Annotated in this window: 14 protein-coding genes; 5 read left to right on the top strand and 9 right to left on the bottom strand. The window is 68.8% G+C overall.

Features of this window, described 5'->3' with window-relative positions:
* Positions 1 to 107 precede the first annotated feature (107 nt).
* The 3 genes from AC0Z36_RS26045 to murG all read right to left on the bottom strand — a co-directional run bounded on the left by AC0Z36_RS26045 (position 108) and on the right by murG (position 3,840).
* Positions 108 to 1,319 carry an LLM class flavin-dependent oxidoreductase gene (locus AC0Z36_RS26045; protein WP_485465496.1) on the bottom strand — a complete coding sequence of 404 codons (1,212 nt, stop codon included), beginning with the start codon at positions 1,317 to 1,319 and terminating at the stop codon, positions 108 to 110.
* Between the two features lie 309 nt (positions 1,320 to 1,628).
* Entirely contained in the window at positions 1,629 to 2,621 is a 993-nt protein-coding gene (locus AC0Z36_RS26040) for an SDR family NAD(P)-dependent oxidoreductase (RefSeq protein WP_485465495.1), read from the bottom strand.
* A 49-nt stretch (positions 2,622 to 2,670) separates the two neighbouring features.
* Positions 2,671 to 3,840 carry an undecaprenyldiphospho-muramoylpentapeptide beta-N-acetylglucosaminyltransferase gene (gene murG / locus AC0Z36_RS26035; RefSeq protein WP_485465494.1) on the bottom strand — a complete coding sequence of 390 codons (1,170 nt, stop codon included), beginning with the start codon at positions 3,838 to 3,840 and terminating at the stop codon, positions 2,671 to 2,673.
* 63 nt (positions 3,841 to 3,903) lie between these two features.
* Between murG and AC0Z36_RS26030 the strand changes: the two genes are divergently transcribed.
* Complete coding sequence (locus AC0Z36_RS26030; RefSeq protein ID WP_485465493.1) at positions 3,904 to 4,605, top strand: response regulator transcription factor; 702 nt, start codon at positions 3,904 to 3,906, stop codon at positions 4,603 to 4,605.
* Between the two features lie 2 nt (positions 4,606 to 4,607).
* Positions 4,608 to 5,939 carry a sensor histidine kinase gene (locus AC0Z36_RS26025; protein ID WP_485465498.1) on the top strand — a complete coding sequence of 444 codons (1,332 nt, stop codon included), beginning with the start codon at positions 4,608 to 4,610 and terminating at the stop codon, positions 5,937 to 5,939.
* Positions 5,940 to 5,980: 41 nt separating this feature from the next.
* Here the strand turns inward: AC0Z36_RS26025 and AC0Z36_RS26020 are convergent, their stop codons facing one another.
* The 3 genes from AC0Z36_RS26020 to AC0Z36_RS26010 are packed head-to-tail and all read right to left on the bottom strand — an operon-like array spanning position 5,981 to position 17,538.
* Positions 5,981 to 7,216: a hypothetical protein gene (locus tag AC0Z36_RS26020; protein WP_485465492.1), complete on the bottom strand. Its 1,236-nt coding sequence runs from the start codon at positions 7,214 to 7,216 to the stop codon at positions 5,981 to 5,983.
* A gap of 42 nt (positions 7,217 to 7,258) precedes the next feature.
* Positions 7,259 to 9,928: a right-handed parallel beta-helix repeat-containing protein gene (locus tag AC0Z36_RS26015; protein WP_485465491.1), complete on the bottom strand. Its 2,670-nt coding sequence runs from the start codon at positions 9,926 to 9,928 to the stop codon at positions 7,259 to 7,261.
* Positions 9,925 to 17,538, bottom strand: coding sequence for an RHS repeat domain-containing protein (locus AC0Z36_RS26010; protein ID WP_485465490.1), 7,614 nt, complete (start codon positions 17,536 to 17,538; stop codon positions 9,925 to 9,927). Before AC0Z36_RS26010 ends, AC0Z36_RS26015 begins: the two co-directional genes overlap by 4 nt.
* A gap of 149 nt (positions 17,539 to 17,687) precedes the next feature.
* On the opposite strand from AC0Z36_RS26010, the gene AC0Z36_RS26005 reads away from it, so the two are divergent.
* From AC0Z36_RS26005 to AC0Z36_RS25995, 3 genes are all read left to right on the top strand, one after another.
* Positions 17,688 to 18,578 (top strand): WXG100 family type VII secretion target, encoded by an 891-nt coding sequence (locus AC0Z36_RS26005; RefSeq protein WP_485465489.1) that lies wholly within the window; start codon positions 17,688 to 17,690, stop codon positions 18,576 to 18,578.
* Positions 18,579 to 18,595: 17 nt separating this feature from the next.
* On the top strand, positions 18,596 to 18,904 hold the full coding sequence (locus AC0Z36_RS26000) for a hypothetical protein (RefSeq protein WP_485465488.1): 309 nt from the start codon (positions 18,596 to 18,598) through the stop codon (positions 18,902 to 18,904).
* 66 nt (positions 18,905 to 18,970) lie between these two features.
* Positions 18,971 to 19,273 carry a hypothetical protein gene (locus AC0Z36_RS25995; protein WP_485465487.1) on the top strand — a complete coding sequence of 101 codons (303 nt, stop codon included), beginning with the start codon at positions 18,971 to 18,973 and terminating at the stop codon, positions 19,271 to 19,273.
* A 76-nt stretch (positions 19,274 to 19,349) separates the two neighbouring features.
* Here AC0Z36_RS25995 and AC0Z36_RS25990 read toward each other — a convergent pair whose 3' ends face one another.
* The 3 genes from AC0Z36_RS25990 to AC0Z36_RS25980 all read right to left on the bottom strand — a co-directional run bounded on the left by AC0Z36_RS25990 (position 19,350) and on the right by AC0Z36_RS25980 (position 26,444).
* Entirely contained in the window at positions 19,350 to 23,876 is a 4,527-nt protein-coding gene (locus AC0Z36_RS25990) for an FtsK/SpoIIIE domain-containing protein (protein WP_485465486.1), read from the bottom strand.
* A 69-nt stretch (positions 23,877 to 23,945) separates the two neighbouring features.
* A complete protein-coding gene (locus AC0Z36_RS25985; RefSeq protein WP_485465485.1) occupies positions 23,946 to 25,244 on the bottom strand; it encodes a hypothetical protein in 1,299 nt (432 codons plus the stop codon).
* Positions 25,245 to 25,394: 150 nt separating this feature from the next.
* Positions 25,395 to 26,444, bottom strand: coding sequence for a fatty acid desaturase family protein (locus tag AC0Z36_RS25980; RefSeq protein ID WP_485465497.1), 1,050 nt, complete (start codon positions 26,442 to 26,444; stop codon positions 25,395 to 25,397).
* Between the last annotated feature and the right edge of the window lie 250 nt (positions 26,445 to 26,694).

Raw genomic sequence — 26,694 nt, 5'->3', positions numbered from 1 at the left:
CGACAAGACCCCCGAGAGTTACCTCGCCGGGCTCCACCTACGCGGTGCCATCGTCTGGATCCGCGGGCTCCACCCCGCCACATCATGATCCGAACTCAGAACAGACCCTAGAGCGGCAGGATCGCGTTCTCAGGGAGCGCCTCAACGCGGAGGTCCGGGTTCGCCGGGTTGTTCAGCTGCGGGTACTTCCGCACCGCGGTGCGGCGGTACTTCGCGGTCGAGTGCTCCGGGTCCTTGTCGAACTCCGGGATGACCTGGTTGCCGAACAGCTCCAGCATCTCCAGGTTCTCGTCGTGCGTCATACCGTCGTTGACACCGAAGACCAGCTGGTCACAGCCGACCTCCTGGTAGGCCTTGACCTGCTCACACACCTCTTCGGGTGTGCCGCAGAGCAGGTAACCGCCGGCGATGAGCTGGTCGAGCAACTCCTCGCCGCCCAGCTCCGCCAGGTGGTAGGGGGTGGCCGGCCAGGTGACCGCGTCCGCCGACTTCGGCATCGAGTCGTGGTACATGTTCACCAGCGTCACCAGGTAGCCGCGGCCCTTGGCCAGGGCGATCTCGCGGGCCCGCTGACGGTCTTCGAGGCAGATGACCGCGTTGGTCATCATGACGTTGTTGTTCTGGTACTCACCGAGCACCTCGACCGGGTTCTCGGCGGCTTCCTTGTACGCCTCGATACGGCCCTTGAGGTTGTAGACCGGCTCGAAGTTGAAGGCGATCGCGCCGATGCCGAGCGAACCGGCCTTGGCGAAGCTGCCCGGGTTGCCGCAGGCCAGCCAGATCGGCGGGTGCGACTGGCCGTAGGGCTTCGGCAGGATGTTGTGCGGGGTCGGCACGGTGAAGTGCTCACCCTCGAACGAGTAGTCGAACTGGCCCCACATGCGGACGATCTCGCGGGAGACCTCGTCCCACTCGGACTTCGTCGTCGCGTGGTCCAGGATGTTGAAGGACGCGACCTCGTGGCTGCCCGCGCCACGGCCGGTGCCCCACTCGAAGCGGCCCTCGGTGATGTGGTCCATCGTCGCGGCGCGCTCGGCGTACCGGACGGGGTGCTCCTTGCGCGGCGACAGGCTGTTGATGCCGGTGCCGAGGTGGATGCGCTCGGTCTTGCCGGCGACGTAGCCGATGAAGACCTCGGGGGCTGACATGTGGCTGTACTCAGTCAGGCCGTGGTGCTCGCCGAACCAGGCGTACTTCCAGTTGTGGCTGTCAGCCTTGATCGCCAGTTCCATCTCACGCTTGAACATGAGGTGCTCGGACGCGCGGTCATGCGCGGCCGGGCCGGGGATGTACCCGTTGAGGAAAATGCCGAACTCCACTGTGGAGCCTCCCGTATCGCCTGGTTCCGGCAACGCTGCCGAACACTTGTTTAAGCCCTTACAGCCGCACAGTAACCGGGAGTTCTACAGAGGTGCTTGACACGTGTCTGACGTCACGTCAGATCCTGGCCGTTTATGGGAAGCGTCACAAACATACCCAAAGGGTCCGACGCCGGTCCGCTGCGGGGGCGTGGGACCGGCGCCGGACGTATAGAGGGATACGGGCAGCTCAGAAGGGATACGGGCAGCTCAGAAGGGACCCGGGCAGCTCAGAAGGGACCCGGGCAGCTCAGAAGGGACCCGGGCAGCTCAGACCTGGTAGCGGTCCGCGCCGCGCACCTGCTGCCCGGCGATCCACTCGCTGGTCCGGCGCAGGCCCTCGACCAGGGAGACCGCCGGCCGCCAGCCGCACCACTGCGCGGCCCGGGAGTTGTCCGAGAGCAGCCGCTCGACCTCACTGCCGGCCGGGCGCATCCGCGCGGGGTCGGCGACGATGCGGGCGTCCCGCCCGGAGATCTTGATCAGCAGCTCGACGAGATCGCCGATGGAGATCTCCTCCCCCGTACCGAGGTTGACGGTTTCGCCCAGTGCCCGGTCGGACTCGGCGACGGTGAGGAACCCGGCGGCCGTGTCAGTGACGTAGGTGAAGTCGCGCGTCGGCGTGGTCGAACCAAGTTTGATCTCGGTCGCACCCGAGTGCAGCTGCTGGAGGATCGCGGGGATCACCGCGCGGGCCGACTGGCGGGGGCCGTAGGTGTTGAACGGGCGGCACACGGCGACCGGCAGCCCGAAGGAGTGGTGGTAGGACAGCGCCATCATGTCCGCGCCGATCTTCGACGCCGAGTACGGCGACTGCGGCTGGAGCGGATGCGACTCACTGATCGGGACGGTGCGCGCCGTGCCGTACACCTCGCTCGTCGAGGTGTGGACCATCCGCCGCACACCGTGCCGGACCGCTGCGGCGGCTACGTTCTGGGTGCCCATGACGTTCGTCTGCACGTACGACTCCGGTGCCTGGTAGCTGTACGGGATACCGATCAGCGCGGCCAGGTGGAAGACGGTGTCGCAGCCTTCGACCACATCCATGACCCGGCCCGCGTCGCGCACGTCGCCGGTCACCAGCCTGACGCGGTCGTCATCGAGGTAGTGGGCGAGGAAACCCTTCTCGCCGTACGGCTTGTAATGCGTGAACGCCCTTACGTTCGCGCCCTGTTCGACGAGCATGTCAACCAGCGTGCTGCCGATGAAGCCTTCGGCTCCGGTGACGAGGACGGTGCGGTTCTTCCAGGGGCTGACAGTCATGGCTCAGTGCTCCGGTGCTGATCGGGGTTCTTGGAAGTTCTTGGGGTTCTCAGGCGTGCGCATACGCGGCACTGCTGTGCCACTCGACGGCCTCGGGCGTCCGCCCGGCCAGCTCCATCGCCCACACGGCCAGCCGGTCGGCTGCGTCGGCGTGGTCGGCGCGACGCGCGGCCAGGGCCATGTCGTGGAGCCGCAGCGGGTCGGTGACCAGCGGTTCAAGCGCGGCGGCCAGGCTCGACGCGGTCGCCTCGGCGTCCGGCACGAGCACCGCCGCGCCGACGTCGGACAGCGCACGGGCGTTGTGCGTCTGGTGGTCACCGGGGGCGTACGGATAAGGGACCAGGACCGACGGCAGCCCCAGGTGCTGGAGTTCGGCGACGGTGGAGGAGCCGGCCCGGCCGACCATCACGTCCGCGGCGGCGTAAGCGAAGTCCATGCGGTCCAGATAGCGCACGACCGTCGCCACCGGGTTGTCGCCGAGGGTCGTCCTCGCCTGCTTGAACGTGGCGGGCCCTGTCTTGATCAGCAGGTGTACGTCAGTCCGGCCGCGCCAGCGGTGCGCCAGCCCGAGCGCGGCCTCGCTGACCCTGACCGCTCCCAGGCTGCCGCCGTTGACCAGGACCAAACACAGGTCCTCAGTGATCCCGTACAGTGCTCTGGCCTCGGCGCGCAGCGCCGTGCGGTCCATCCGGGCGACGGATTCGACCAGCGGCATGCCGACCGTACGGCGGTCCTTGTCCGGCAGGCCCGCGCCCGCTTCGGCGAAGGCCAGCGCCACGTGCGGGGTCAGCCGGGCGGCGAAGCGGTTCGCCCGGCCCGGCACCGCGTTCGACTCGTGCACGAGGGCGGGGATCCCGGCGAGTTTCGCGCCGAGCACCGCCGGGGCGCTCGGGTAGCCGCCCATTCCGACGACGACGTCCGCGCCCACCCGCTTGAGCAGGGCGCGGGCCTGGGCCCCGGCCCGCAGGAGGTCGGCCGGGAGGCCGTACTTCCGCAGCCCGAGGGAGTCGTCGAACGGGATCATGTCGACGGTCTGGAGCCGGAACCCGGCCTCCGGGATCAGCCGGGACTCCAGGCCCCGCTCGGTGCCGATGAACACGATCCGGCAGTCGGGCGCAGCGCGCCGCAGCGCCTGGGCCAGGGCGAGACCTGGATAGATGTGTCCGCCTGTCCCGCCGGCCCCGATGACTACGGAGAGCGACGCGCTGTTCTTTGTCATGGCCGCAACACTGCTGTTGGTGCCTGAGAGGTTCCTGAGAGCAGGATGTATGAGGATGTAGTCATGCAAAACGACCGTCCTGAGCACTCCCGTGTCCTCGTCGTGGACGACGACGTCGAGATCGGCGCGGCGATCGGCGCCGCCCTGGAGGTCGAGGGCTACCAGGTACGGATCGCCCGCGACGGTCTCCAGGCCCTCACCGATGTGGCCGGCTGGACACCCGACGCGATGGTGCTCGACGTCCTCATGCCGGGTCTGGACGGGCTCGCGGTCTGCCGCCGTCTGCGGGCCCTCGGGGACAGGTTGCCGATCCTCCTGGTCACCGCGCGCGACGCCGTCGCGGACCGGGTCGACGGGCTTGACGCCGGCGCGGACGACTACCTCGTCAAACCCTTTGACGTCGATGAACTCCTGGCCCGGCTCAGGGCGTTGGTCCGGCGCGCCTATCCGGAGCGCGGCCCCGGTGAAGTCCTTTCGTACGGAGATCTCACAGTCGACCCGGCCAGTCGCACGGGGCGCCGGAACGGCAGGCCCATCGTTTTCACCTTCACCGAGTTCACCCTGCTCGAACTGTTCCTGGAGAACCCGGGGCAAGTCCTGTCCCGCGACGTCATCATGGACCGGGTCTGGGGCCAGGACTTCGGCCCGGCCGCGAACTCCCTTGAGGTGTACGTCGGTTACCTGCGCCGCAAGCTGGAGGCCGAAGGCGGACGACGACTGATCCACACGGTGCGCGGCATCGGCTACCGGCTGGAGTCCGCGTGACCCTGCGCACCCGGGTCGCCGTCGCCGCTTCGCTCGCCGTCGCTTTGATCGTCATCGCCTTGACCCTGGCCGCTTTTTTTGTGGTCCGGCACGAACTCAACCGCGAGCTGGACGTCGGCCTGTCCCGGGAGGCCGGGCGGACCAAGCAGCTGAGCGCCCGGCAGGGCTGGACCCCTGCCGGTTCCTGCGAGTGGCTGGCCGCGCCCGCGTGTACCCAGGTGGTGGACAGTTCAGGTAAATCCTCGGCTCCGGAAGGTTATTCACTACCCGTCACCGCAGCGACGCTGAAGGTCGCCCGCGGGGAAGCCCCGCAGTTCTACACCGACGCCCGGTTGGGCGCGTACCCGGTCCGGATCCTCACGATCCCGCTCAGCAAAGGCAAAGCGCTCCAGGCCGCCGTCCGCAGCGACACCGTGGACACCGGCGTGCGGCGCACCGGCCTGGTCCTGCTGTTCGTCGGCGGGATCGCCGTGGTGCTCGCGGGCGGCCTCGGCTACCTCGTCGCCCGCACCGGCCTGCGCCCGGTCCGCCGGGTGACCAGAGCGGCCGAAGAGATCGCGCTCACCCGCGACGCCAGGACTCGGATCGCGGTCACCGGATCAGACGAACTGGCCCGACTGGCAACGTCGTTCAACACAATGCTCGACGAGCTGGAAGCCTCGGTCACCGCCCAGCGGCAGCTGGTCGCCGACGCCTCACACGAACTGCGCAGTCCGCTGACGAGTCTCCGTACGAACATCTCACTGCTTGCCTACGGCGACCGGTTGAGCTCCGAACAGCGGGACCGGGCCGTCCGGGCGCTGGACCGCGAACTGGCCGGTATGACAGGCCTGGTCCGCGACCTTGTCGACCTGGCGCGCGGTGAGGAACCGCCGACTCTGGTCGAAGCCGTGCCGCTGAGCGGTCTTGTCGACCACTGCGTGGAGACCGCCCGCAGGCACTGGCCCCGTACGCCGTTTGAGACTTCGGTTTCACCCGTGCTCGTCTCCGGCGTCCCCGAGCGGCTCACCCGGCTGGTCGGCAACCTCCTGGACAACGCCGCGAAGTTCAGCCCGCCGGGCCGGCCCGTGGAAGTGGCTCTTTCCCCGTACGGCGTCCTGACCGTCCGCGACCACGGGCCCGGCGTCGCCCCGCAGGATCTTCCGTACCTCTTCGACCGTTTCTACCGCTCCCGCGCTGCCCGCGCGCTGCCGGGCTCCGGGCTCGGTCTGGCGATGGCCCGGCAGATCGCCCGCGCGCACGGCGCGGAACTGACGGCCGCGAACGCCCCGGACGCAGGCGCGGTGTTCACGCTGCTGTTCACCGCCGACGTAAAAGCCGATCGGCGCCCCTGACAGGGACGCCGACCGGTTGTGTGTACCGCACGCGGCGGGCGTTACGCCGTGCAGCGCACCTGCACCTGCGAAGCCGCGATGTGCGCGCCCGTGTAGGCCCCGTTGCCGGTCCAGTCCTGGCCGCGCGTCACGAGCTTGACCGCCACCTGGCCGCCGCTCACCGGCACCGTGCCGGCCGCCACCCAGCGGCCCCGGTTGTTGACCTGGTCGACGGTGAAGCTCTTGTACCAGGTGCCGGTCTTGTCATCGCCCATGTTGCGCAGGACGAAGTACTGCGCGGGGGCGCCGCCGACCTCCTTGAGGCCGCCTGAAGGCACGAACACGTTGATCGAGCACGTCTTCGAGGCGGTGCCCACGTTGAATCCCCACAGCACCCGCGCGCTGGTGTCGTCCTTGTTCTTGTCCCCGGACATCGGCACCGAAGCGAACTTGTTCGAACAACCGCCCTGGGCGGGAGAGCCCGCAGAGGAGAGCCAGCCCTTGCTGCCGTCGGTGTAGCGGCCGATCTCTCCATAGCCGGTCGACTTGTCGGAGCAGCCGTAGCCCGCGGTGCCGAGGTAGGTCTGCTGCGGGGCGATGTTCGGCGCGATCGGGGCCGGGGGCTTGGGAGTTGTCGTGCCGGTCGTGCCGCCCGAGGTCGTGCCACCCGAGGTCGTGCCGCCGGTGGTGCCGGCCTTGCCGCCCGACGCGGAACCGCCGGATGTGCCACCGGACAAGCCACCGGACGAGCCACCGCTTGTACCGCCCGGCGCGGAACCGCCCGTGGACGAGCCGCCCGAAGCGGCCCCACCGCTGGTACCCAGCGGGCCGCCGCCACCGCTCGAACCACCCGACGAACCCAGCGGGGCGCCGCCGCCGCTCGTGCCCAGCGGACTGCCGCCGCCCGACACGCCGCCACCCGCGCCGCCGGTCGAAGCCTGGTCGAAGGACGTCGGGCCCGCTCCCCCACCGGTAGCACCGGAACCGCCGGACGCACCGGCGGGCGTCAGGTTCGGGGAGGTGTCCGCCGGGGTTCCGTTGCCGACCGGGGCGAGGGCCGTCGGACCGGCGTTCATCGGGGCTGACGCCTGCACGGTGCGCTTGGGCTTTCCGTCGTCGCCGCCGAAGTCGAGCCCGGAAAGGAGCGGGACCGCCACGACCGCCGTGACTACGAGGAGCGGCGTGCCCACGCTCGCGATCCACACCCGCTTGCCGGGGCGCAGTTCACGCTTGGGCGTCCGTACGTGCGCGGCGAAGACCGCCGCGAAGTTCTGGCGTCCCGCATTGTCATCGGCCATGGAAAGTCCTCGCCACTCGTCACTCGTCAAAAATGGGGTGGATCAGGGTTGTGCGCGCAGTACCGACTGATCAGGCACCGCCGACTGATCGGACACTGCCGACTGATCTGACAGTGCCGGGTCGGGCGGTGCCGGCGGGTCGGGCAGGTCGCTGCGGCGCAGGGACACCAGGTCGTCGGAACCCGGGTCGTCGAGGTCGGAGACACGCGTGGCGTGCCGTTCAGTCATCTCCTGGAACACCTGGCGCGCCGAACGCCCGTTGCCGAACCTGCGGTCCCGGGGCACAGCGTCGAAGTGGGCGAGCAGGCCCACCCGGGCCTCGTCGTCCAGGGTGTACTCGTACTCAACCGCCTGCTGTTCGACGATCCGTACGAGGTCGGCCGAGTCGTAGTCCGCGAACACCAGCGTGCGGTTGAAGCGCGACGCCAGACCCGGGTTGGAGTCGATGAAATGGTGCATCTCCTCCGGGTATCCGGCCACGATCACCACGACATCGTCCCGGTTGTCCTCCATGAGTTTCACGAGCGTGGCGACGGCCTCCTGGCCGAAGTCGTTGCCCGATCCTGGTGCCAGTGAGTAGGCCTCGTCGATGAACAGCACGCCACCCATGGCCTTGCGGAACACCGCCGTGGTGCGCGGCGCGGTGTGCCCGACGTATTCCCCGACGAGCGCGCCGCGGTCGGCCTCGATGAGGTGGCCCTGGGAGAGCAGCCCGAGCGCCTTGAGCAGCCGGCCGTAAAGGCGGGCCACCGTCGTCTTGCCCGTGCCGGGGTTCCCGGCGAAGACCAGGTGCCGGCTCAGTGGCGGTGGGGTCAGGCCCGCATCCTGCCGACGGCGCACCAACTGCATGAGTTTGACGAGAGTCGCGACGTCCTGCTTGACCCGGTCCAGACCCACCAACACATCGAGTTCGCTGAGCAGTTCGGACAGTGACGCGACTTCTTCGTCCGCGTCCGCGTCAGCCGTTCCCGCCGCGGAGCCGCCGCCGGCCACCGCAAGCACCCCGGTCTCGCACACCACCGTGCGCTCGACGTCGAACGCCCGGCAGTCCTCGAACAAGATGTCCGGCTCGGCCGGTTCCTCGACCGTCGCGTCGCTGGAGCAGGACCGGAAGACGCACGCGCGCATCGTCGGCGCGGCCCCCGCTGAGACGTGGACGCCGGGGAAGGACGAACCCGATATCAGGCAGTCGGTGAACTCGCCACGCGCACCGTCCCGCAGGTAGATGCCGTTCTTCCCTGGTTCGGCGAGTGTCGTGTGCCGGACGTTCGGGTTCGCCCCGGTCCACAGCACCATCGCCGAACCGGCGCTGCCGTGGACCGAGCAGTGGTCGATGGCCGGGGCCGCGCGCTCGTCGACCACGATTCCCGCCGTCCCGGCCCCCGCCACCCGGCAGCGGACGAACGCGGCGGCCGAGTCGGGGCCGATCTCGATCCCGGCCCGCCCGGTGGCCGAGACCTCCAGGTCCTCGATTCGGATCTTTCCCGTGCCGTCCACCCGAAGGCCGGTTCCGGCCGTGCGCACCGCACAGTGGGAGAGCGTCGCCGCCGTGTCCGTGTCGAGCCTGATCCCGGTCATCAAGGCATCGCGCACGACCAGGCCGCGCACGTCGGCGGCGGCCGAATCCGCCACACACAGACCGTGCTCCGGGGTGGGCCCCGCAAGTGAATCCACCAGCTCAAGGTGAGCGTCCCCACCGACGTGGATCGCGGTGAAGGCCGACCCGGACACCACAACAGAGCGCACGTTCAGGCGGGAAGTGCCGCGCGCGAAAAGGCCGTTCGCACCAGCGTCGCGTACGACACTGTCGGTGATCGTCAGGTGCGCCCCGCCGTCCGCGACGATTCCGCTGAGTTTCGGCGCGGTGACCCGCGAGGCCGCCACCGCCACCCGCGCGCCGCCGTCGGCGAGGATCGCCGACGCGCCCGCGCCGTCCACCGAACAGCCGATGACGGTGACGTTCGACCGCCCCGTACACATGACAGCGTCGGTGACGCACTGGTGTATCTGGCTGTCCGCGAGCGTGACCACGACGTCGTCTTCGGCGAGCAGACCCGACCGGCCTGATTCACCGATCGAGCAGCGCCGGGCGGTCAACTGCGCTTTCCCGCGCACCCACAGGCCCGAGCCGACGGTCGACACGCAGGTGGTGTCCGTGACCGAGGCGACCGCGTCACCGGCCACGATGAATCCCGCGCCGTCGATCTCCTCGACGACACACGACCGGGCCGCTAGCCGGGTCGTGTCGAGTGCGTACACTCCCGCGAGCCCCGCGCCGGATATATGACAGCGCGTCAATTCGACGCGGGCGGCGGAATCCGCCTCCACCCGGCCGGCCTCGATCCGACAGTCCGTCAGTTTCAGGCCGCCGCCGAACACCCGCACCGTCGGCTGCGCGGCGTCCGCGCCGACCAGGGTCAAGCCGTCCAACTCCGCAGCGCCGCCGCCCGAAACCGTCAGCACGGGCCCGTCGGCCGACACGATCCGCACACTTCCCGGACCGGCCTCGGCGACGATCCGCACCGTGCCGCGCACCTCAAAAGACTCCTGATAGGTGCCGGCCGCGACCGTGACCAGGGTGCCGTCGGAAGCACCGGCCAAAGCTTTGGCCAGCGTACGGAACGCTCCGCGGCCGACGGCGTCCACCCGCAGGGTGCCGGGAACCCCGGTCGCCGGCGTGTTGTCCGCACCGGGCCAGCGCAGTCGGCTCACGGATTACCACCCTTGTTCTTCCCGAAATCCTCTGGCGGCGGCGGGAACACCAACCCGGACTGAGTGCCGAGCCAGCTGCCGAAGGCCTTACCGCTCAGTTTCTCACCGAACTGCATCCCAAAGTCGAACAGCCCGCCGCGGTGGTAGAACCTGCCGCCCGCGTATCCCAGGAAGGTGGTCTTGCTGACGAGGCTGAACGCGGAACCGCCCAGCGCGCCCGCCATCCCGAGACCGGCCTTCTTCCAGGCGTCCTCTCCCGAGAGCCCGTCGAAGATCATGGCCTTGCCCAGGCCGGACAGGAGGGCGGACACCTGGCCGGAAGCCAACGACACACCCCAGTCGAACGTCGCGGCCCGCCAGCGTGTGACGTTCTCCACCGCCGTGAACTCCGAACGGAACGAGTCGATGCCCGGGGGCGTGCGCGCGTAGGGCTGGCCCGCATCGTGGTTGCTCAGCCCCTGGCGGGGGAAGCGCAGCACCGTGTCCTGGAGGATTGCGGTGCCGCCGCCGATGGTACCGCTGACGGCCGCGCCGAACGCCGCCTTCTGCCAGTCCTTCGCTGTGACCACGTGGTCCGGGTTCATCGCCCAACTGATGATCATGTTGGCCGTGAAGTCCAGGGTGAAGTTGAGGACGAAGTTGTACAGGAACTTCGCGACCACCTTCTGGGACCGCGACATGAGCTGCGAAGCGCCGTCGAGGTACGGAGCACTTGAGAAATCCCCGCGGTGCGGGTCGCCCAGCCGCCGGTTGTGGCCGCGGAACGTGTCCTGGACGCCGGTGAAGTCCAGTTCGTTCCGCAGGGAGGTCCAGTTCCCCTCCGGCAGGTTGAACGTGTCCCACCGGCGGAGGAAGTTGAAGGCGTCCATCGGCGAACTGACGTGTCCGACGGGTATGAACGCGCTGTTGTCCCGCACCCAGACGCGACCGGTCGTCGTCGCCTGCACGAACACCTTGTCGGTGGCATCGGTGATCCGGTACTGCTGGTACCAGTCGTCGTATTCCAGGTAGTGGGTCGGGGTTACGTCGTCGGACTTGTACAGCACACTGCGCTCCCGGAAGAGCTTGCCGTGGTCGTACTCCTGCCAGACCTTGGTGTCGAATACCCGGTGCGCGGTGCCTGCGGCGGCCCCGGGCGGCACGGCGGCCCCGGGCTGCACGGCGGCCCCGGCCGTTCCGGGCGGCACCGCGGCCCCGGGCGGCACGGCGGCTCCGGCAACCCCGGGAGCCACGGGGATCTCGACGGCTCCGGCGGTCCCGGCGGGCACGACGGTCCCGGGGTCGGTGTAGTGGCGGACGCGGCCGTCCTTGTACTCGAACTTCACTACACCGTTGCCGTCAAGGTCCCGGAACACCATTCCGCGACCGTCCGTCACCTTTGCGACGGGGGGAGCAGTGCCTTGCCAGCTGCCGTCCGCGTGTTTCCACTGCCGCGCCAGCTCCGCGCCCTTCAGCGCACCGAACTTGTCCACCACCTGGCTGTGCCAGACGTCGCCACGCTTGTAGGTGAGCAACCGGTCGCCGCCGATGAGGTCGCGGGAACCGTGCTCGAAGACCTGGCGGCCCTCGTGGGTCGAGAAGTTCATGAACGAGTCGTCCCACGTCGAACCGGACAGCCCCGCCCGGAAGTTGAGCCGCTCGCCGGACGCCGCGCCACCGACCGGCGGCGTCGGGTTGCTCCACGTACCCTTCGCCAGGTGGGGAGTGCCACCACCGGTCACCGCCTGGCCGTTGGGGAAGTGGTCCAGCCGCTCGGTCACCTGGCCGAGGGCGTTCTTGTGGATCTCCGACGGGTGCGTGCCGTGGGTGTATTCGATGCGGCGGCCGTCGTCGAAGACCGTGACGAGGTGCTTATCATTGTCGACGCGGATGAAGTCGTGAACGGTCTGCGTGCCCATATCCGGGCGCGGGAAGCGGTGGAGATCAACATTGGTTCCGTCCGCACCCTTGAGCTTCCATCCAGTGCCGTCGATGTCATTGAAGATCTTATGGGTGGACCCGTCGGAGAACTTGAACTCGTAGCGGACGTGCTCACCGGCCTTCGTGAGCTGGAATGAACTACCGTCCAGCGCCACGTGCATCTTCCCGGAGCGCCCCAGGTCGGACGTGCCGTTCGCAAGGAACCGGGCCTCGCTCCACGAGTGGAGCTGCATGAGCCCCCGGCCTTCGAGGGTGCCGGCCGCTCCACTGCTCCACGCCTTCCACGCCCAGTCCGGGAGGCGCTGCTCGACCACGCGCTTGGTCTCCAGGACGCTGACTTTGACCGGCGGATCCCCCGCCGTCGTTGTCGTCCTGGTGCCGACGTCCTTGCTCTGCGCCGACAGCTTCTTGTAGTCGCCCTTGGCCAGGTCGGTCATCTCGTACACGTCCAGGTGCCGCGACGTGTCCGGTAGCAGACTCAGCTTCGGGTGCTTCTCCAGAGCGGTGTTCTTAATGGTCCCGGTGATCTCGACGTCCTTGTAGCCGCCGTACCAGTTCTTCTCCCGGGGCCCGTGGGCCAGTTGCTTCCCGTCGGTGTTGTAGGTGTGCCACTCACCGTTGCCCGAATCGACCCGGGTCCAGCCGCCGCCTTCGAAGTCCTGTCCCTTGTGGATGGTTCTGCCGAACGCACCGTCGCCGACGTCCACCCAGGCTTTGCCGTCGACGCGGTACGTGCGCACCGCCTTGTGCTCGAACGCGGCGCCGCCCTCAGCCCGTTCGAAGACGTGCCAGACGCCGCCCTTGTCCTTGAACGCAAGCAGATCCGCACCGTTCTCCAACCGCTCCCATTGCAGAATCGGGACCTTGCTGTTCGGGCCCCCGGACGCCTCGAACCGGCGGCCGCCGTTGCGCTTGGTGAGATCGCCGGAGCCGTACAGGTCAAACTGCCGGGTCGCCCCGGCCGGCTGGTGTGTGGGTGTCCCGTCGGGAAGGGTCCGGTTCCACGTGCTCGTGGAGGTTGTGTGGTCGATCGCATAGATATCGGTACGGCCCTTGTGGGTGATGGTGAACTTCTCGCCCGTCACCCGGAACCCCTCCGTCTCGTAGGTGATCTCGCGCCTGCCGGCCGTGCCGAACGTGACCCTATGGCCGTCGACGGTGCCGGGGCCGGGGAACAGCGAGTGCCCGTCGTCGGTTGTGAGTCGCCACTGCCCGCTGGCCGCGTCCTGTACGAGGTGCTCGTTGCGGATGGTCGGAGTTTCCGCGTGCTCTTGGAACGCCCTGTGCGTCGTCTCCCGAAGCTGGAATTCGGCGTCGTAGACCTTGGCGTGGAGGGTGCCCCCGCTCGGAGCTTCGGCCCGGTACATCCTTGTCCCGGCATCGAAGCTTCCGGTGTAACCAACCGCGGGCTGACCGTGTGCGTCGAGCACTTGGACCCGGCTGGGCGCGGGGTTGGCCGGGGTGTGCACCAGCCTGTTGCCGTCGACCACGTCGATCTCCCGGCGCAGGAACCCGCCGGTTGTGGCGTCGAGGACGCGGGTGTCGCCGTTGGCATTGTGCAGGATGCGGAATTCGGAGCCGACCTGCTCGACGGTGTGCGTGTCCAGTCGGCCGCCGATGTCCTCAAGCCGCAGACCGGGCCCGGTGTCCGTCACGATCCAGCGGGTCCCACCGTCGATCGGGGTTCCCGTGGCAACCCGGGTGAACTTGCTGTCGTAGTAGTGCAGCGCGTTGTCCGCCGAGTCCAGGACCCGGAACCCTCCGTCCGGTGTACCCGTGACGGTATAAGTGTCCAGGTGCCCGGCATCACTCTCAAGCCGCAGACCGGACCCCGGGCGGTCGACAATCCACCGGCCCTCACCGGCAAGCGGACTCCCCGTCGCCACCTGGTTGAACGCACCGTCGTAGTAATGGAGTTCGCCACCGACTCCAGTGGTGACCCGCAACTCATCACCCACCCGGGTGACCGTATGCCCATCCAACGGACCTGCGGGGTTCTCGACCCGAAGGCCCCCAGTGGAATGGTCCACGATCCAGCGGGTCCCACCGTCGATCGGAGTTCCCGTAGCAACCCGGGCGAAGGTGCTGTCGTAGTAGTGCAGCACGTTGTCCGCCGAGTCCAGGACCCGGAACTCACCACCCGCCGCATGGGTGACGGTGTGCGTGTCCAGGTGCCCGGCTTCACCCTCAAGCCGCAGACCGGACCCCGGGCGGTCGACAATCCACCGGCCCTCACCGGCAAGCGGACTCCCCGTCGCAACATGGTTGAACGCACCGTCGTAGTAACGCAGTTCGCCACCGACTCCAGTGGTGACCCGCAACTCATCACCCACCCGGGTGACCGTATGCCCATCCAACGGACCTGCGAGGTTCTCGACCCGCAGACCCCCAGTGGGGTGGTCCACGATCCAACGGTTCCCACCGTCGATCGACTTGACGATGCCAACCCGGTCGAAGTCGCCACTGTAGAAACGGAGTTCACTGCCACGGCCCGAGTGGACCCGGAAGCCACCGTCCGCCCGGGTGACCGTGTGTCTGCCCACATCACCAATGGCGTTCTCGATCCGCAGCCCCCCGGTGGGGTGGTCCACGATCCACCACTTGTTGCCGTCCACCGGATGCCCGGTGGCCAGCGGCCGGAACTCACCGTCGAAATAGTGCAGCGAATTTGTGCCGGCGTCCATCACCCGGAACTCGCCGCCCACCTGGGTGACTTGGAGATCGGAGCGGGCCGCGCCGGTCCAGTCCTGGACCTGGAACCTGCCGCCTTCGCCACGCCCGATCCAGCTGTGCTCGCCGATACCCACCAGCGGAGGCGTCTTCTCCAGCAGGACCCCCTCGCCGTTGAACCGGGTGATCTCGCCGGTGGCCCCGTTGTAGACGGTGTAACCAGTGTCGGTCTTCCGTACGCGCAAACCGTCCTGCGCGGTTTCCGCCGCGTCCACGATCCTGACGCCGTCGTCCGAGAGGTGCAGCGGCACCCCATCGCCGAGACCGTGGAATTCGATGCCCACCGGGTACAGGTTCACCGGGTGGCGGCCCGCCTCCGCGGCGATCTGCTCCGCATACTCGTCGAACGCCTGCCGCTTCCCGCTCAGCGGCTTACCGTCCGGGCCGAGCGGAGTGCTCTGCCCGTCCTTACCGAACGGGCTGTTCTTCCCGTCGTACAACGGCGGCGTTTCACCGTGCACCGGGCCCACGGCGAGGTCGTCCACCTGGAGTCGGCCCGCCGCGTGTGTGTCGAGCAGCTTGAGGAACTCGTCCGGGAGGCCGTTGAGGTTCACCCCGACCGGTTCGCCCGCAAGATGCCCATTGCCTCCCGTCCCGTGCGCGGGCGGTTCCTCGCCGGTGCCCCTGCCCCGCCCGCCCGCCAGGTCCCTGCCGTAGGCGGGGGGCTTCTCGGCGAGCATCTCGCTCGGCCGTACCGCGATCCGCTCGGTCGGCACCCCGGGTGGCGTGCCGTGCGGCAGCGTCGCCGGCTGCGGGCGGCCCGCGAGGTCGGGCCTGCTGACCAGACCGGCCTCACCGGCCAGGTCGGGACCGGCGAGCCCGGTCCGGGCGGACGCCGTGGGCACGGTCGGTGCCGTCGGTGCCGTGGACCCCGCGCCGCCGGGCCCGTGCGATCCGCCGGGTCCAGCGGGACCCGCAGGTCCGGCGGGCGGCGGAGTGTCGCTGCCGCGCTTGACCACGAGGTCGAGCGCGTTGTCCACCGACCCCGTCGTCACGTGCGTGCCCTGCGTACCGCTGAGGTTCACGGCGTCGCTCCGCCCGCCGGACACCATCGACAGCGCGTCGGACTTGACCACCGGAACGTGCGGAGCGGGGGCGCCTGCCGCGCCGGGCATCTTCAGGTCGGTGCCCGACCCGGGGTTCCCCGTCAGGTTCCGGGTCAGATTCTCGTGGAACGCGGGCTCCGCGTTGAAGTGGCCCACCACCCGGTCCAGCATGTTGCCGCGAAGTGCCGTATCCGGCATGGCTATTCGCGCGATATCAGCCGACATGATGTGCTTGGAGTCGTTCGCGATCCCCAGTGCGCCCTTTGTGCCGCTGAGTCCGTCGAATACCGCGCCGCTGAGACCTGTTCCACCGGCGCCGAGGCTGCCACCGGGCATGACAGCGCCGAAGGGCATGTCCGCGACCGCGCTCTTGAACTGGCCGCCGAGGTCCTTGAAGAGACCTTCGAGGTTCACTCCGCCCAGCTGGCCCGCACCGTGCGAGCCGATCGCCGCCGGGTTCACACCCGCCGCGCCGTGCCCGGTGGGCAGGCCGTTGAAGTTGTAGCTGTCCAGTCCGGCGATCGGTACGTTCAGATGCGTGTCCAGCGGGACGAACTGCACGGTGTCGGACGCGCTGCCGATCCGAGTCAGCTCGTTCAGCGGCGAAGTGCCGTGCACGGTCGCGTCGAAGCCGACACTGCCTGGCAGCACCAGCTTGCTGCCACCACCGTGGGCTCCGCCGCTGAAGAGCATGTTGCTCACGTCGCCGACGATGGCCGCGCCGCCGCGCATCGCGACGGGGAAGAGGGTGTCGTGGCTGATGTTCAGGCCGCGCTGCAGAATGCCCATCTTGAAGCCGTAACTCAGCCCGTGGGCGAGTTCGTCCGCCGCCACCGGCAGGAAGAACCCCAGCCAGCCGTAGCCCCTGGTCTGGCTCCAGGCGAACTTCCCCATCGCCTTCATCCCCTGGCCCAGCATGACGCCGAGCTGGAAGGGGTTGGGGGACTTGAAGGGCAGCTTGACGATCCACGCCCCGCCCGCGAGCAGGACCGAGGGGACCTTAGAGATCCACGCTCCGGCCCGGAACGCGGTGACGAGGGCGGGCAGTTTCGAGAACATCGTGCCCAGGCCCTTGAAGACCGTCCAGCCGGCCAACGCCAGACCTGCCATCACGTACGCGGCGGCGAACTTGAAGCCGGTCAGGCCGAGGGCCTTGAGCCCGACGCCGAGCGCGGTCTTGCCGACCAGCCCGGCCAGTCCCTTGCCCAGCATCGGGATCAGCCCGCGCGTGCTCGGGAACAGGATGCCGACGAAGGCCAGCAGGAGGTCGAGGCCGGTCGCCTTGCCGCTCGCGAAGTCGATGCTGGTCTTGATCAACGCGACGATGTTGAGGAAGAACACGCCGAGTGCGAGCGGGCCGCCGACGAGTACGGCGAGGATGTTGAGGACGAACAGCAGCCAGTTGAAGGCTTTCCAGAACAACTCCGACGTCGACAGCGGCTGCACGTGCAGCTTGGCGGCTTCGCGGACCAGTGCCGCCGCCGTCGCCGCCGACCTGTCGTAGTCCGCCTTCGCCTCGGTGACTGTCTGCGCGAGCGGCGCGAGCCGGGGGTCCGCCGCCGGGATGCCCTTTGCCGACGCGATCGCCCCGTCGGCCTTGCTCTGCGTTCTGTCCATCGCGGTCACGAACACGTCGAGCGCGTCGGCCGCCTTGGTGGCCGCGGCCGCCAACGCCCGGATGAACGCCGCCATCTCGCCGGTGATCTTGGTCCGCAGGGCGTCCGCGGTCTTCCCGGTGAACTCCGTATGGCCGTCGTCCATCATGCGCCCCAACGTGTTGGCCGCAGTCGTGACATCGGTAGCGATATCTCGCAGGAAAGCGAGGTTCTTCCGGGCTTCCGCCAGGTTTCCCGGGGTCGGATCCGAGGAGAATCCGAGCAGCTTGAGGGTCTCGGTGTCGATCGTCCGCGCCATCGGGTAGAACCGCTCCGCCCACTTGTGCGATCCCCCCGAGTACCAGCACGATGCTCTGCTGACGGCCCATAAGGTTGGTGCGGTGCAGTCTGGCCGCTCCCCGGGGGGCCGCGCCACGGTGTTGAGCAAAACTTGAGGTTGGAGGTTCGTTGGCAGACCTGTCGATCGACTACCAGGCGCTTACCGCGATGGCGAAAGTGCTCAAAAACATCGCCTCGGATTTGGATTCCAAGAGTCGGCCCACGGGGTGGGACTCGTCATCGACGGCATTCGGCCCGGTGGTCTCGAGTGCCGTCTACGAGTTCTACCGCCGCTGGGACGGGCCTTTCGACAATGCCGTCGACGCATTGAAGAAACTGGGCAACTACGTCGAATGGATCGGCACGACCTTCGGCGACGGAGACCGCGCCATGGCGGGCGAAGTCGGCCTGGCAATAGCCCAGTTGGCGATCGACAAACACAAGAGCGACGTCGACAACTACAACAAGTACCAGTCGTGGCTCAAGGACCCGAATTACAAACCACCGGGCGATCCCGACACCAAGGGCATAACCGTCGACAAGGACGGAAAGCGCTGGTACACGGACGAAGCCGGGCGGAGATACCTGCTTCCCGACACGCCTGTCCCGCCGACCGATCCCGGCGCTCTGCCACTGCACCAGGAGATCAAGAACCCGGACGGCAGCACGATCACGACCGACTACACGGTCGGGCCCGACGGCAAGATCGTGACGTCGCACACGACCGTGACCACCCCCGACGGGTCGACATACAAGGACGACACCACCAGCACCAACGATGGTGGCTACCACAAGGTCACGACCGGGTCAGACGGAAAGGTCACCACGGAAGACGTGGTGACAGACCCGGACAAAAAACATGCGACCAAAACAGTCGTCGACCCCGACGGCAAAACGACCAAATACACCACGTCGGACATCGAAAAGCCCGACTGGAAAAAGGTCGTGGAGCCGGGCAGCGATGAAGACGGCGGCAAGAAACCCCACCGGCCGCCTGTCGATCCACACCGACGCGATTAATTCAGAAAGGTCTCACCATGAGTGATTACAAGGTCACCTACGAGCTCGTCACCACCGCACAGACGAAGATGACCACCAAATGCGCTGAAGCCGTCGGTGTACTCGGGGACCTGCAGCGGCTGGTAGCCGACCTGTTGAAGGAGGGCGGCGGCCTCTACCTGCGCAAGAGCAGCCCCGAACTCGACACCCAGTACGTGAACTTCAACGCAAGTCTTACCAAAGCAATAGGAAACATCACGGTGTTCGCCAACCAGTTCCAGGGCATCAGCACCAACCTCGCCAAGATGGACGCGGACATGGCCGCACAGGTGACCAAATCCAAGTAGGCGCACCCCGGCTGTAACGTCCCGCCTCGTCCTGAGGCCGCACCCGCTCCGGAAGGAACCACCGTCATGGCAGACCTCGACATCACCCCCGCGCAAATCCACACCGCGACCACGCAGCTCAACACGAAGGCGACCGAAACGAAGACCACGCTGCTCGAACTCCAGGGCACCGTCAAGAGCCTGCTCGGCCCCGAGGGCGGCCTCTACCTGCGGATGAGCAGCCCAGAACTCGACACCATGTACGCCCAGTTCACCACTCAGGTGTCCGAAGCGGTCAGCGCCATCGACCAGTTCGCCGGCAACTTCAATGAAATCGCCATGAACATGGAGAAGATGGACAAGGAAATCAAGGGCAGCACCAGCAAGTGAGGTCACAGGTGGACCGGGGCCAATCCGGAAGACCGCTGAAGTCCTTCAGCGCCTTCCGGCCGCCCCGGTCCATCTGTCATTCGCTGTCCGCCCGCAGCCCGGTGAGCGGGATCAGGATCGACGCGGGTGTCCCGCGGTCCGCCATCACGGCGTGCCCCAGGCGCAGTGGCTGACGGACCCGGTCGGGCGGCAACCGGACGCCGATCAGGTCACCCTCGCCGACCATCTGCGGGCAGAGCAGCACTCCCGTACGCGACCTTCGGACTTCCATCAGCCAGCCCATGACCGCGTGGATGAACGTCTCGGCGGTACCCGCGTAGGCGAGGCCGATCTGGCGGTCGCGGCCGGACGCCGCGACATCCCGCAGCGTCCGGCTGGGCATCGAACTCATCTCGGCCAGCAGGTCGGCGTCGTCCACGATCACCACAGCCGGGCCGACCAGCGCCCGGACCGCCTCCTCAGTCCGCGAACCGTCCTGGTCGAGACCCTCGACGGAGGTCACGTTCGCGTGCCGGGCCAGCGACCGCAGCGGCGAGTCGCGCGGTGTGATCACCAGGACGTTCGTGCCACCCGCGAGCAGCGAAACGGCAAGGCACGCAAGGACATTGCTGCGTCCGCTGCCGGGCGGACCGACCACTGCGTAGGTGTGCTGCGAACCGGCGAAGTCCACGCCGATCGCCGCGCCCGCGTCGCCGCCGACGCCGAGCAGGCCCCACATGGGGCGGCGGAGCGCCGCGGGAACCGTCTCGTACGCGTCCGCGAAATCGATCGACCGGGGCAGCGGCGCGACCCGGTACGGCCTGCGTTCGGCCGGAACGGCCTTGTCACGCGCCGTGCTGGAGGCTGCGAGCCGACGCAGCCCGTCGGTCTGTTCCCGTCCGCTCACGCCGGGCACGGGCAGTGCGATCTGCGCCTCCGACCAGCGCCCCGACAGCAGTGCGCGGCCCGGGCCCATCGCGCTCGGGATCGCCGAGCGCGGCACGTTGACCATCGAGTAGTCGCCGGGGTCGGCGAGCCGAAGCAGCACGCGGTCGTCGTTCAACGCACCCACCCGCCCGGTGAGCAGGGACCGTTCAGACGTCATGATGACGTGGATCCCGGATGCGGCACCCTCCCGGATGAGCCGGGTCACCTCCCCTTGCAGGCGTCCGTTGTCGAACTCGGAGAGCACCGGCTGGAGGGCGTCCCAGCCGTCGATGAGGAAGATCAGGTGGGCCGGGCAGTCTGCTGCGGCCTCGGCACGCAGCTCGGTCAGGTTGGCGCACGAGTGGCGCGCCAAAGCTTCTTGACGATTCGTCAATTCTTCCGTCGTACGCATGATCAACCGGTCGAGGCGGCTCAGATCGGTGCGCGGGACGATGCTTCCGCAGTGCGGCAGTTCCTCAAGCACGCTGAGTCCGCCACCGGCCGCGTCGATGCCCTGGACGTGCAGGACGCCCGACGAGTGCTTCTCCGCGAGGGCGGCGACGATGGTCCGCAGGACACCGGTCCGGCCCGAACGCGGGGCTCCGATGACGTACAGATGGCCGAAGATCGACAGGTCGAGCAGCACCGGGCGGCGGGTCTGCCGCGCCGGGACGTCCTCCAGGGCCCAGGTCACCACCGGCAGGGAACCCGCGGGGCGGGCCGGGTCGACGAGCGGCGCGGGCAGTTCGGCGGCGTGAACCATGGTGGGCAGCGGGTCGAGCCACGGGCTCGACTGCTCCTCGAAGTCGGGCAGCGACTCGGTCGCCGCACAAATCGCCGCGACCAGTGCCTTGAGGTCGCTGGTCGGCTCGGGCCCGGTGTCCACGACGACTTCGGGCTCGGGGGCGAGCGGTGCGGGGCGGCCGAGGCGGTTCCAGCCGGCCTCGGCACTGCTGGGCGGCTGCGCCCGGACCGGCTCAACGGGCACGGCCGGCTCGGCGGCGTCCGGGTCGGGCCGGGGGGATCCGGCGTACGCGGCCTGGAACGGCACGATGTTGCCGTGTGACAGGCGCGCGATCGCCCGGCCCGGTGTCGCGGGTGAGATCGCCACCGCGTCCTTGGTGTCGATGACGTCCTGGCTCTCGGACGTGTCGGTGACCCGCAGGGCGATACGCAGGTTCGTGTTGGCCCGGATGTCCGCCGTGACGACACCGGCCGGGCGCTGGGTGGCGAGGATGAGGTGGATGCCGAGCGACCGGCCGCGCTGCGCGATGCTCACGAGGCCCGGGACGAAGTCCGGGACTTCGCGGACCAGGGTCGCGAACTCGTCGACGACCAGGATCAGCCGGGGCAGGGCCGGCAGTTTCGGCTCGCGTCCGCGTTTGGCGCGGTACTCGGCGTGGTCCTTCGCGCCGACTCCGGCCAGCAGCAGTTCGCGGCGGGTGAGTTCGGCCCCGAGGGAGGTCATCGCGCGATGGACGAGCTGCGCGTCCAGGTCGGTGACCATGCCCAAGGTGTGCGGCAGTTCGACACAGTCCTTGAACGCGCTGCCGCCCTTGTAGTCGACCAGGACGAAGACGAGCTCGTCCGGCCGGTTCGCGGCGGCCAGCCCGGCGACGAACGACTGCAGCAGCTCGGACTTGCCCGATCCGGTGGTCCCGGCGATCAGCCCGTGCGGTCCGTCGCGGACCAGGTCGATCGCGAACGGGCCGTCGTAACCGGCGCCGAGCGGGACGGTCGTCGACGCGGGCCGACGGGCCCACCCCTGAGCGATGACCGCGGCCTGCGGCGGCTCCAGCCGCAGCAGGTCAAGGAGCAGCACCTGCTCGGGCAGCGCGCCCTCATCAGGTGACGTCACGTCACGTACGGGCGCGATCGCCCGGGCCAGGGTCTCCACGAACGGCACGCTGACCAGGTCAGGCCGTACGCCGGTGATCTCCGGGTGCTCGTGCCGCCGGACCGTGAGCGTCCCGGCACCGGCGTCGGTCTCCCCGGCCTCCAGGGAGATGACAGCCGTGCACTCCTGCGGCAGGAAGCGCTCTTCAGTATCGACGCACAGGCTGAACACCCGTACGCGCGGACCTTCTTGGAGCAACTGGACCATGCCGGGGATCTCCCGCAGCCGACGTGCGCCGTCCGCGACCACAATGATGTCGGGCTCGGCGAACATCACGTCGCGCATGCTCGACCCCGCGAGCTCGGTGCGCACCCGGACCACCTGGACGAGTTCGGCCACCCGGGCCGCGATCGTCTCGGGGTCGTTGCCGATCAGCACCGTCGGCCCACCGGGCGTGGTGCCCTTGGCGTGCGGCAGCCAGCGCAGCCACTCCCAGCGGTCCGCCGAGGCGGCCGAGGTGAGCACCCGGATCTGCACGTCGCGCGGCGCGTGCAGGGCGCCGGCCTGGGCCAGCAGAGCGCGCAGCAGCCCCCCGGCCCGCTCCGGGTCACCGGCGATGCCGAGCACGCCGCAGTCGGCCAGGTCCACCGCCACGGGGGCGTCCGAGATCGTCCAGCGCAGGGTGCCGTTGTGCGATTCCCGTTCGGGGTCGTCGACTTCGGCGAGCGAAGGCTGGTCCACGGTGCCGACGCGCAACACCAGATGGTCGGGGTCGCCGCGGCGGCGCTCCCACAGCCGTCGGCCCGGGGCGGTCGCGGCGAGGCCGACGACCGCCGGGTCGGGCAGGGCGTCGACACGGGCGCGGCGCTCCTCGGTGACCGCCACTTCCGCACGCGCGTTCGTTTCCGCCTTGCGTTCGACGTAGACCGCCATCGCCTTCACATACTCCTTGCGTCCGCTGCGGCGCCCCGAAATCCAGTTGGCGAGTGCCATCAGGGGGCTGAACAGCGCGAAGACCAGGAAGAAGTACGACTTGAAGAAGTAGACCATCACCAGCCCGAGCACCATCGGCGACAGGCTCATCAGCAACGGGAACGGCCGCTTGGGGTTGCCACCCGGCTTGCGCGGCAGGCGGAACTTCCGGGCGCGCAACGGCGGAACGATGCGCGGCGGCCGGTTGAAGTCCAGACCGGGACCATCGGGCGCGGGCACCACATCGGCGTCGGCCGTCTGCGGAACCCCATGGCTGAGCAGCGCCGCGCCGACGACCAGGTCCGAGTCCTCCGGCCAGGCGAAGACCGGACCGCGCACGGCCGGCGGCGGCTCGACGATGTCGTCCTCGTCCTCGGTGGGCGTGTCATCCGGTTCGGGCGCGGCGACCCCGGCGATGCGCACGAGCTCGCTGTCCTGCTCCCACCGGACCGTCACCGTCGCGTCCGGGGCCACCGTGATCGACAGCCCCTCCACCGGGCACCCGGCGTCGAGGATGCGCACGGCGTCCTCCTCCCCCGGGCCGATGCCGTGGGTGCCGGGACCGAGCAGCCAGACCCGCCCGGCCCCGGGCCCGGAGGCGAGCCGGACTTCGACCAGCACGGGTCCGGCCACAACGACCTGATCCACCATCAGATCCGGTCCGTCCAGCGTGAGTTCACCGCCTTCGCGGACGCCGACGGAAGCCAGGGGTGCGTCGGGTTCGAGCACGCGACCCGCGATGCGGCACACGCTGCGGGCGGTTCCCAGACCGTGCACATCGGCTATGTGGCCGAGGAAGTCGCGCACTGTGGTGTCCGGTTCCGCGTCGAGCGTGATGGTCTCGCGTCGGTCGTCGGCGGAATCGATGACGGTCAGATTCAGGCGCACTGGATCGCTTCCGGGGGGAGCCGAACAGAAGGACGAGATAAAGCCGTACGAAATGCTGCGCGAAAAGGATCAGCCCGTGTCGCGGATGCCGCCGGCGTTCCGGTCGGAGGCGGCGGAAGCGAAGGCGTTCCCGCCTGAGATCCCCGATTCGACCGGCGTACGGGGGGTGCCCTCGGTCGGGCGCTGCGCACTCGCGGCCCGGAGACCGGCACCGGGAGCGGGTTCAAGCTCGGTTGTGGCCGGCTCGACGAGCTCGACAGACTCACCACGTTCCACAGGCACGGCGGGATCCGCACGTTCCACAGGCGCGGCGGGATCCGCACGCTCGACAGGTACGGCGGGCCCGACAGGCACGACTGGCGGCACCGGCGGACGCAAAACGCGCACCGGACCACCGGCGGGCACATCCGGCCAGGCACCGGCCCGGACCGTCGCCGCGACCGCACGGGCCAGCGCCGCAGTCTCCACCGCGCCCAGCGGATCAGCGGCCGACAGCACTCCGTACTCGTCAGGGCACAGAATCCAGCGCGTGCCGGGCACGTCGCCGACCACAAGGGCGCGGAGACGACCGGCGGCGGCAATCCGTACAAGACGGTTTCGCACGTCAACGACAACAGGTGCCGGACAGACGACGAACCGATCGCCCGACCGGTTCTTCTCGGCAGCGTCGAGCACGTCCGTCAACGCAGCTCCGGCGAAGCCGGGATGCGTCCCGGCGCACACCTCCACCGAGTCGCCCCGGCCACCTGCCGCGAGTTGTGCGGCAAGCGCGTGGACGAGGTCCGCACCGGCGGCGGCGTCACCGGCCACCGCCAGGACCGGTGGCAGCGCGCTGAAGTCGACGACAGCGACGGCTTTGCCGACCCGGCCGAGCAACACCGTGCTGCGCCGGTCGGGGTCGTCGGGGGTCAGGGGCAGGTCGGCGAGCGGGGCGCGGCAGCGCCGCGGATCTCCGTCCACCGCCGTCCACGGCGCGGCAGGCGGCGCGACTTCACGCCCGGCCAGCAGCACCGTGACGTGAGTGTCGTCGACGAGCGCGGCCCACGCGTGGGAATCAGGACCCTCGACCGCGTCGAGCGCGGCGGCCACCCGCGGCGCGAACCCGTCGTCGCGCAACCGCCGGCCGAGCACCGCGAGGTTGTCGCGGTCGCGCAGCCAGGCCCGGACCGGCGCGGCGAAAGCCTGCGCGGTGAGCCGCAGTTGCCTGCCCCAGTGGGCGAACGTTCCACGTACCCCCCGGCGTCGGGTCAGCAGGCGGAACACCACGATCAGCAGGACCAGCAGCTCAAGCAGAGCCAACCAGGCCACCACCTGGTCCTGGTGTCGACGCCAGAAACTTCCGGACAGCACGACGCTCCCACGTGACATGTGCGGTGGATCGGTGACGGACGCTCAATCACAGCCGCCACCAAAGTTGTCACATTCAATCAGGATGATCGGAGAAGCGCACTGATCGGTTTTCTCCGAGGCTGCCAGTCCACCACTAATCACTTTCGGTGATGCATAACTGACTCCTTGTCAACTCGCAGTCCGGTCCGCGCCCCGGATCGGCGCACCCGCGTCGTACAGATGCCGCAACGCCTGCCGGTAGGAATCGACCAGGCTGGTCTCCTCGTACGGAATCCCCAGCTCGGCGCAGTACTCCCGGACGATCGGCCGGGCCCGCCGCAGATGCGGGGTGGACATGCTCGGGAACAGGTGGTGCTCGATCTGGTAGTTCAGCCCGCCGAGCGCGATGTCCGTGAACCGGCCACCCCGGACGTTGCGCGAGGTCAGCACCTGGCGGCGCAGGAAGTCAGGACGGTCGTCACCGGTCAGCGTGGGCATGCCCTTGTGGTTCGGGGCGAACGTGCAGCCGAGGTAGAGACCGAACAGTGCCTGGTGGACGAACAGGAACACCAGCGCCTTCCCCGGCGACAGGACCAGGAACAGCGCGGCCAGGTACACCGCGATGTGGGCGAACATCAAAGAACCCTCGAGCACCGGACGCTTCATCGACCGCTTGCGCAGTCCCCGGATGCCCGCGACGTGCAGGTTGAAGCCCTCCAGGAGCAGCAGCGGGAAGAACAGGAAAGCCTGGTGGCGGCCGATGAGCCGCGGGATGCCGCTGCTGGCCTCAGCCTGCCTGCGGGACCACACCAGGAGGTCCGGCGCGACGTCCGGGTCCAGCTCCTCGTGGTTGGGGTTCGCATGGTGGCGGGTGTGCTTGTCCATCCACCAGCCGTAACACATGCCGATGCCCAAGTTGCCGAGGAGGCGGCCGGCGAGTTCGCTGCCCTGCCGCTTCCGGAACACCTGGCGGTGCGCGACGTCGTGCATGACCAGCCCGACCTGGGTGAAGGCCACCGCCAGGAAGGCCGCGGTGAGCAGTTGCCACCACGAGTCGCCGATGACAAAGAAGGCCGCGACCCCGACCACGTACGCCCCGATGACCGCGCCGATCCGGGTCACGTAGTAGCCGGGCCTTCGTTCCAGGAGCCCGGCCTGGGTGATCCGCCGGGACAGGGCTGCGAAGTCACTGCCGGCCTTCGCGGCGGGCGGCGCCGGAGGTGCGAGCGTGGATTCCATAGTCATGCTGTTGAGTCTGCTGACGGCCGTACGGCGGGATAAGCCGGTCACCACCCGACTGTTGGAGGAGTTTCCTCCGCGGGGTGGTGGGGTTAACCCCCTTGTGGATGCTCTTGTCAACTGATTTTGTCGCGCCGTCAATCCCGGCTGGGGGCGTTGTCACGTTGGCTGACGGGGGTGGGATGATCTTGGGGTTGGTCGTGCGGGGAGGGGATCGCTCGTGTCGATTACGCCGCCGTCGCACAAGGGG

This window comes from Kitasatospora sp. UYEF31 (genome assembly GCF_057291755.1).
This window is presented reverse-complemented; position numbering and strand designations above follow the sequence as displayed.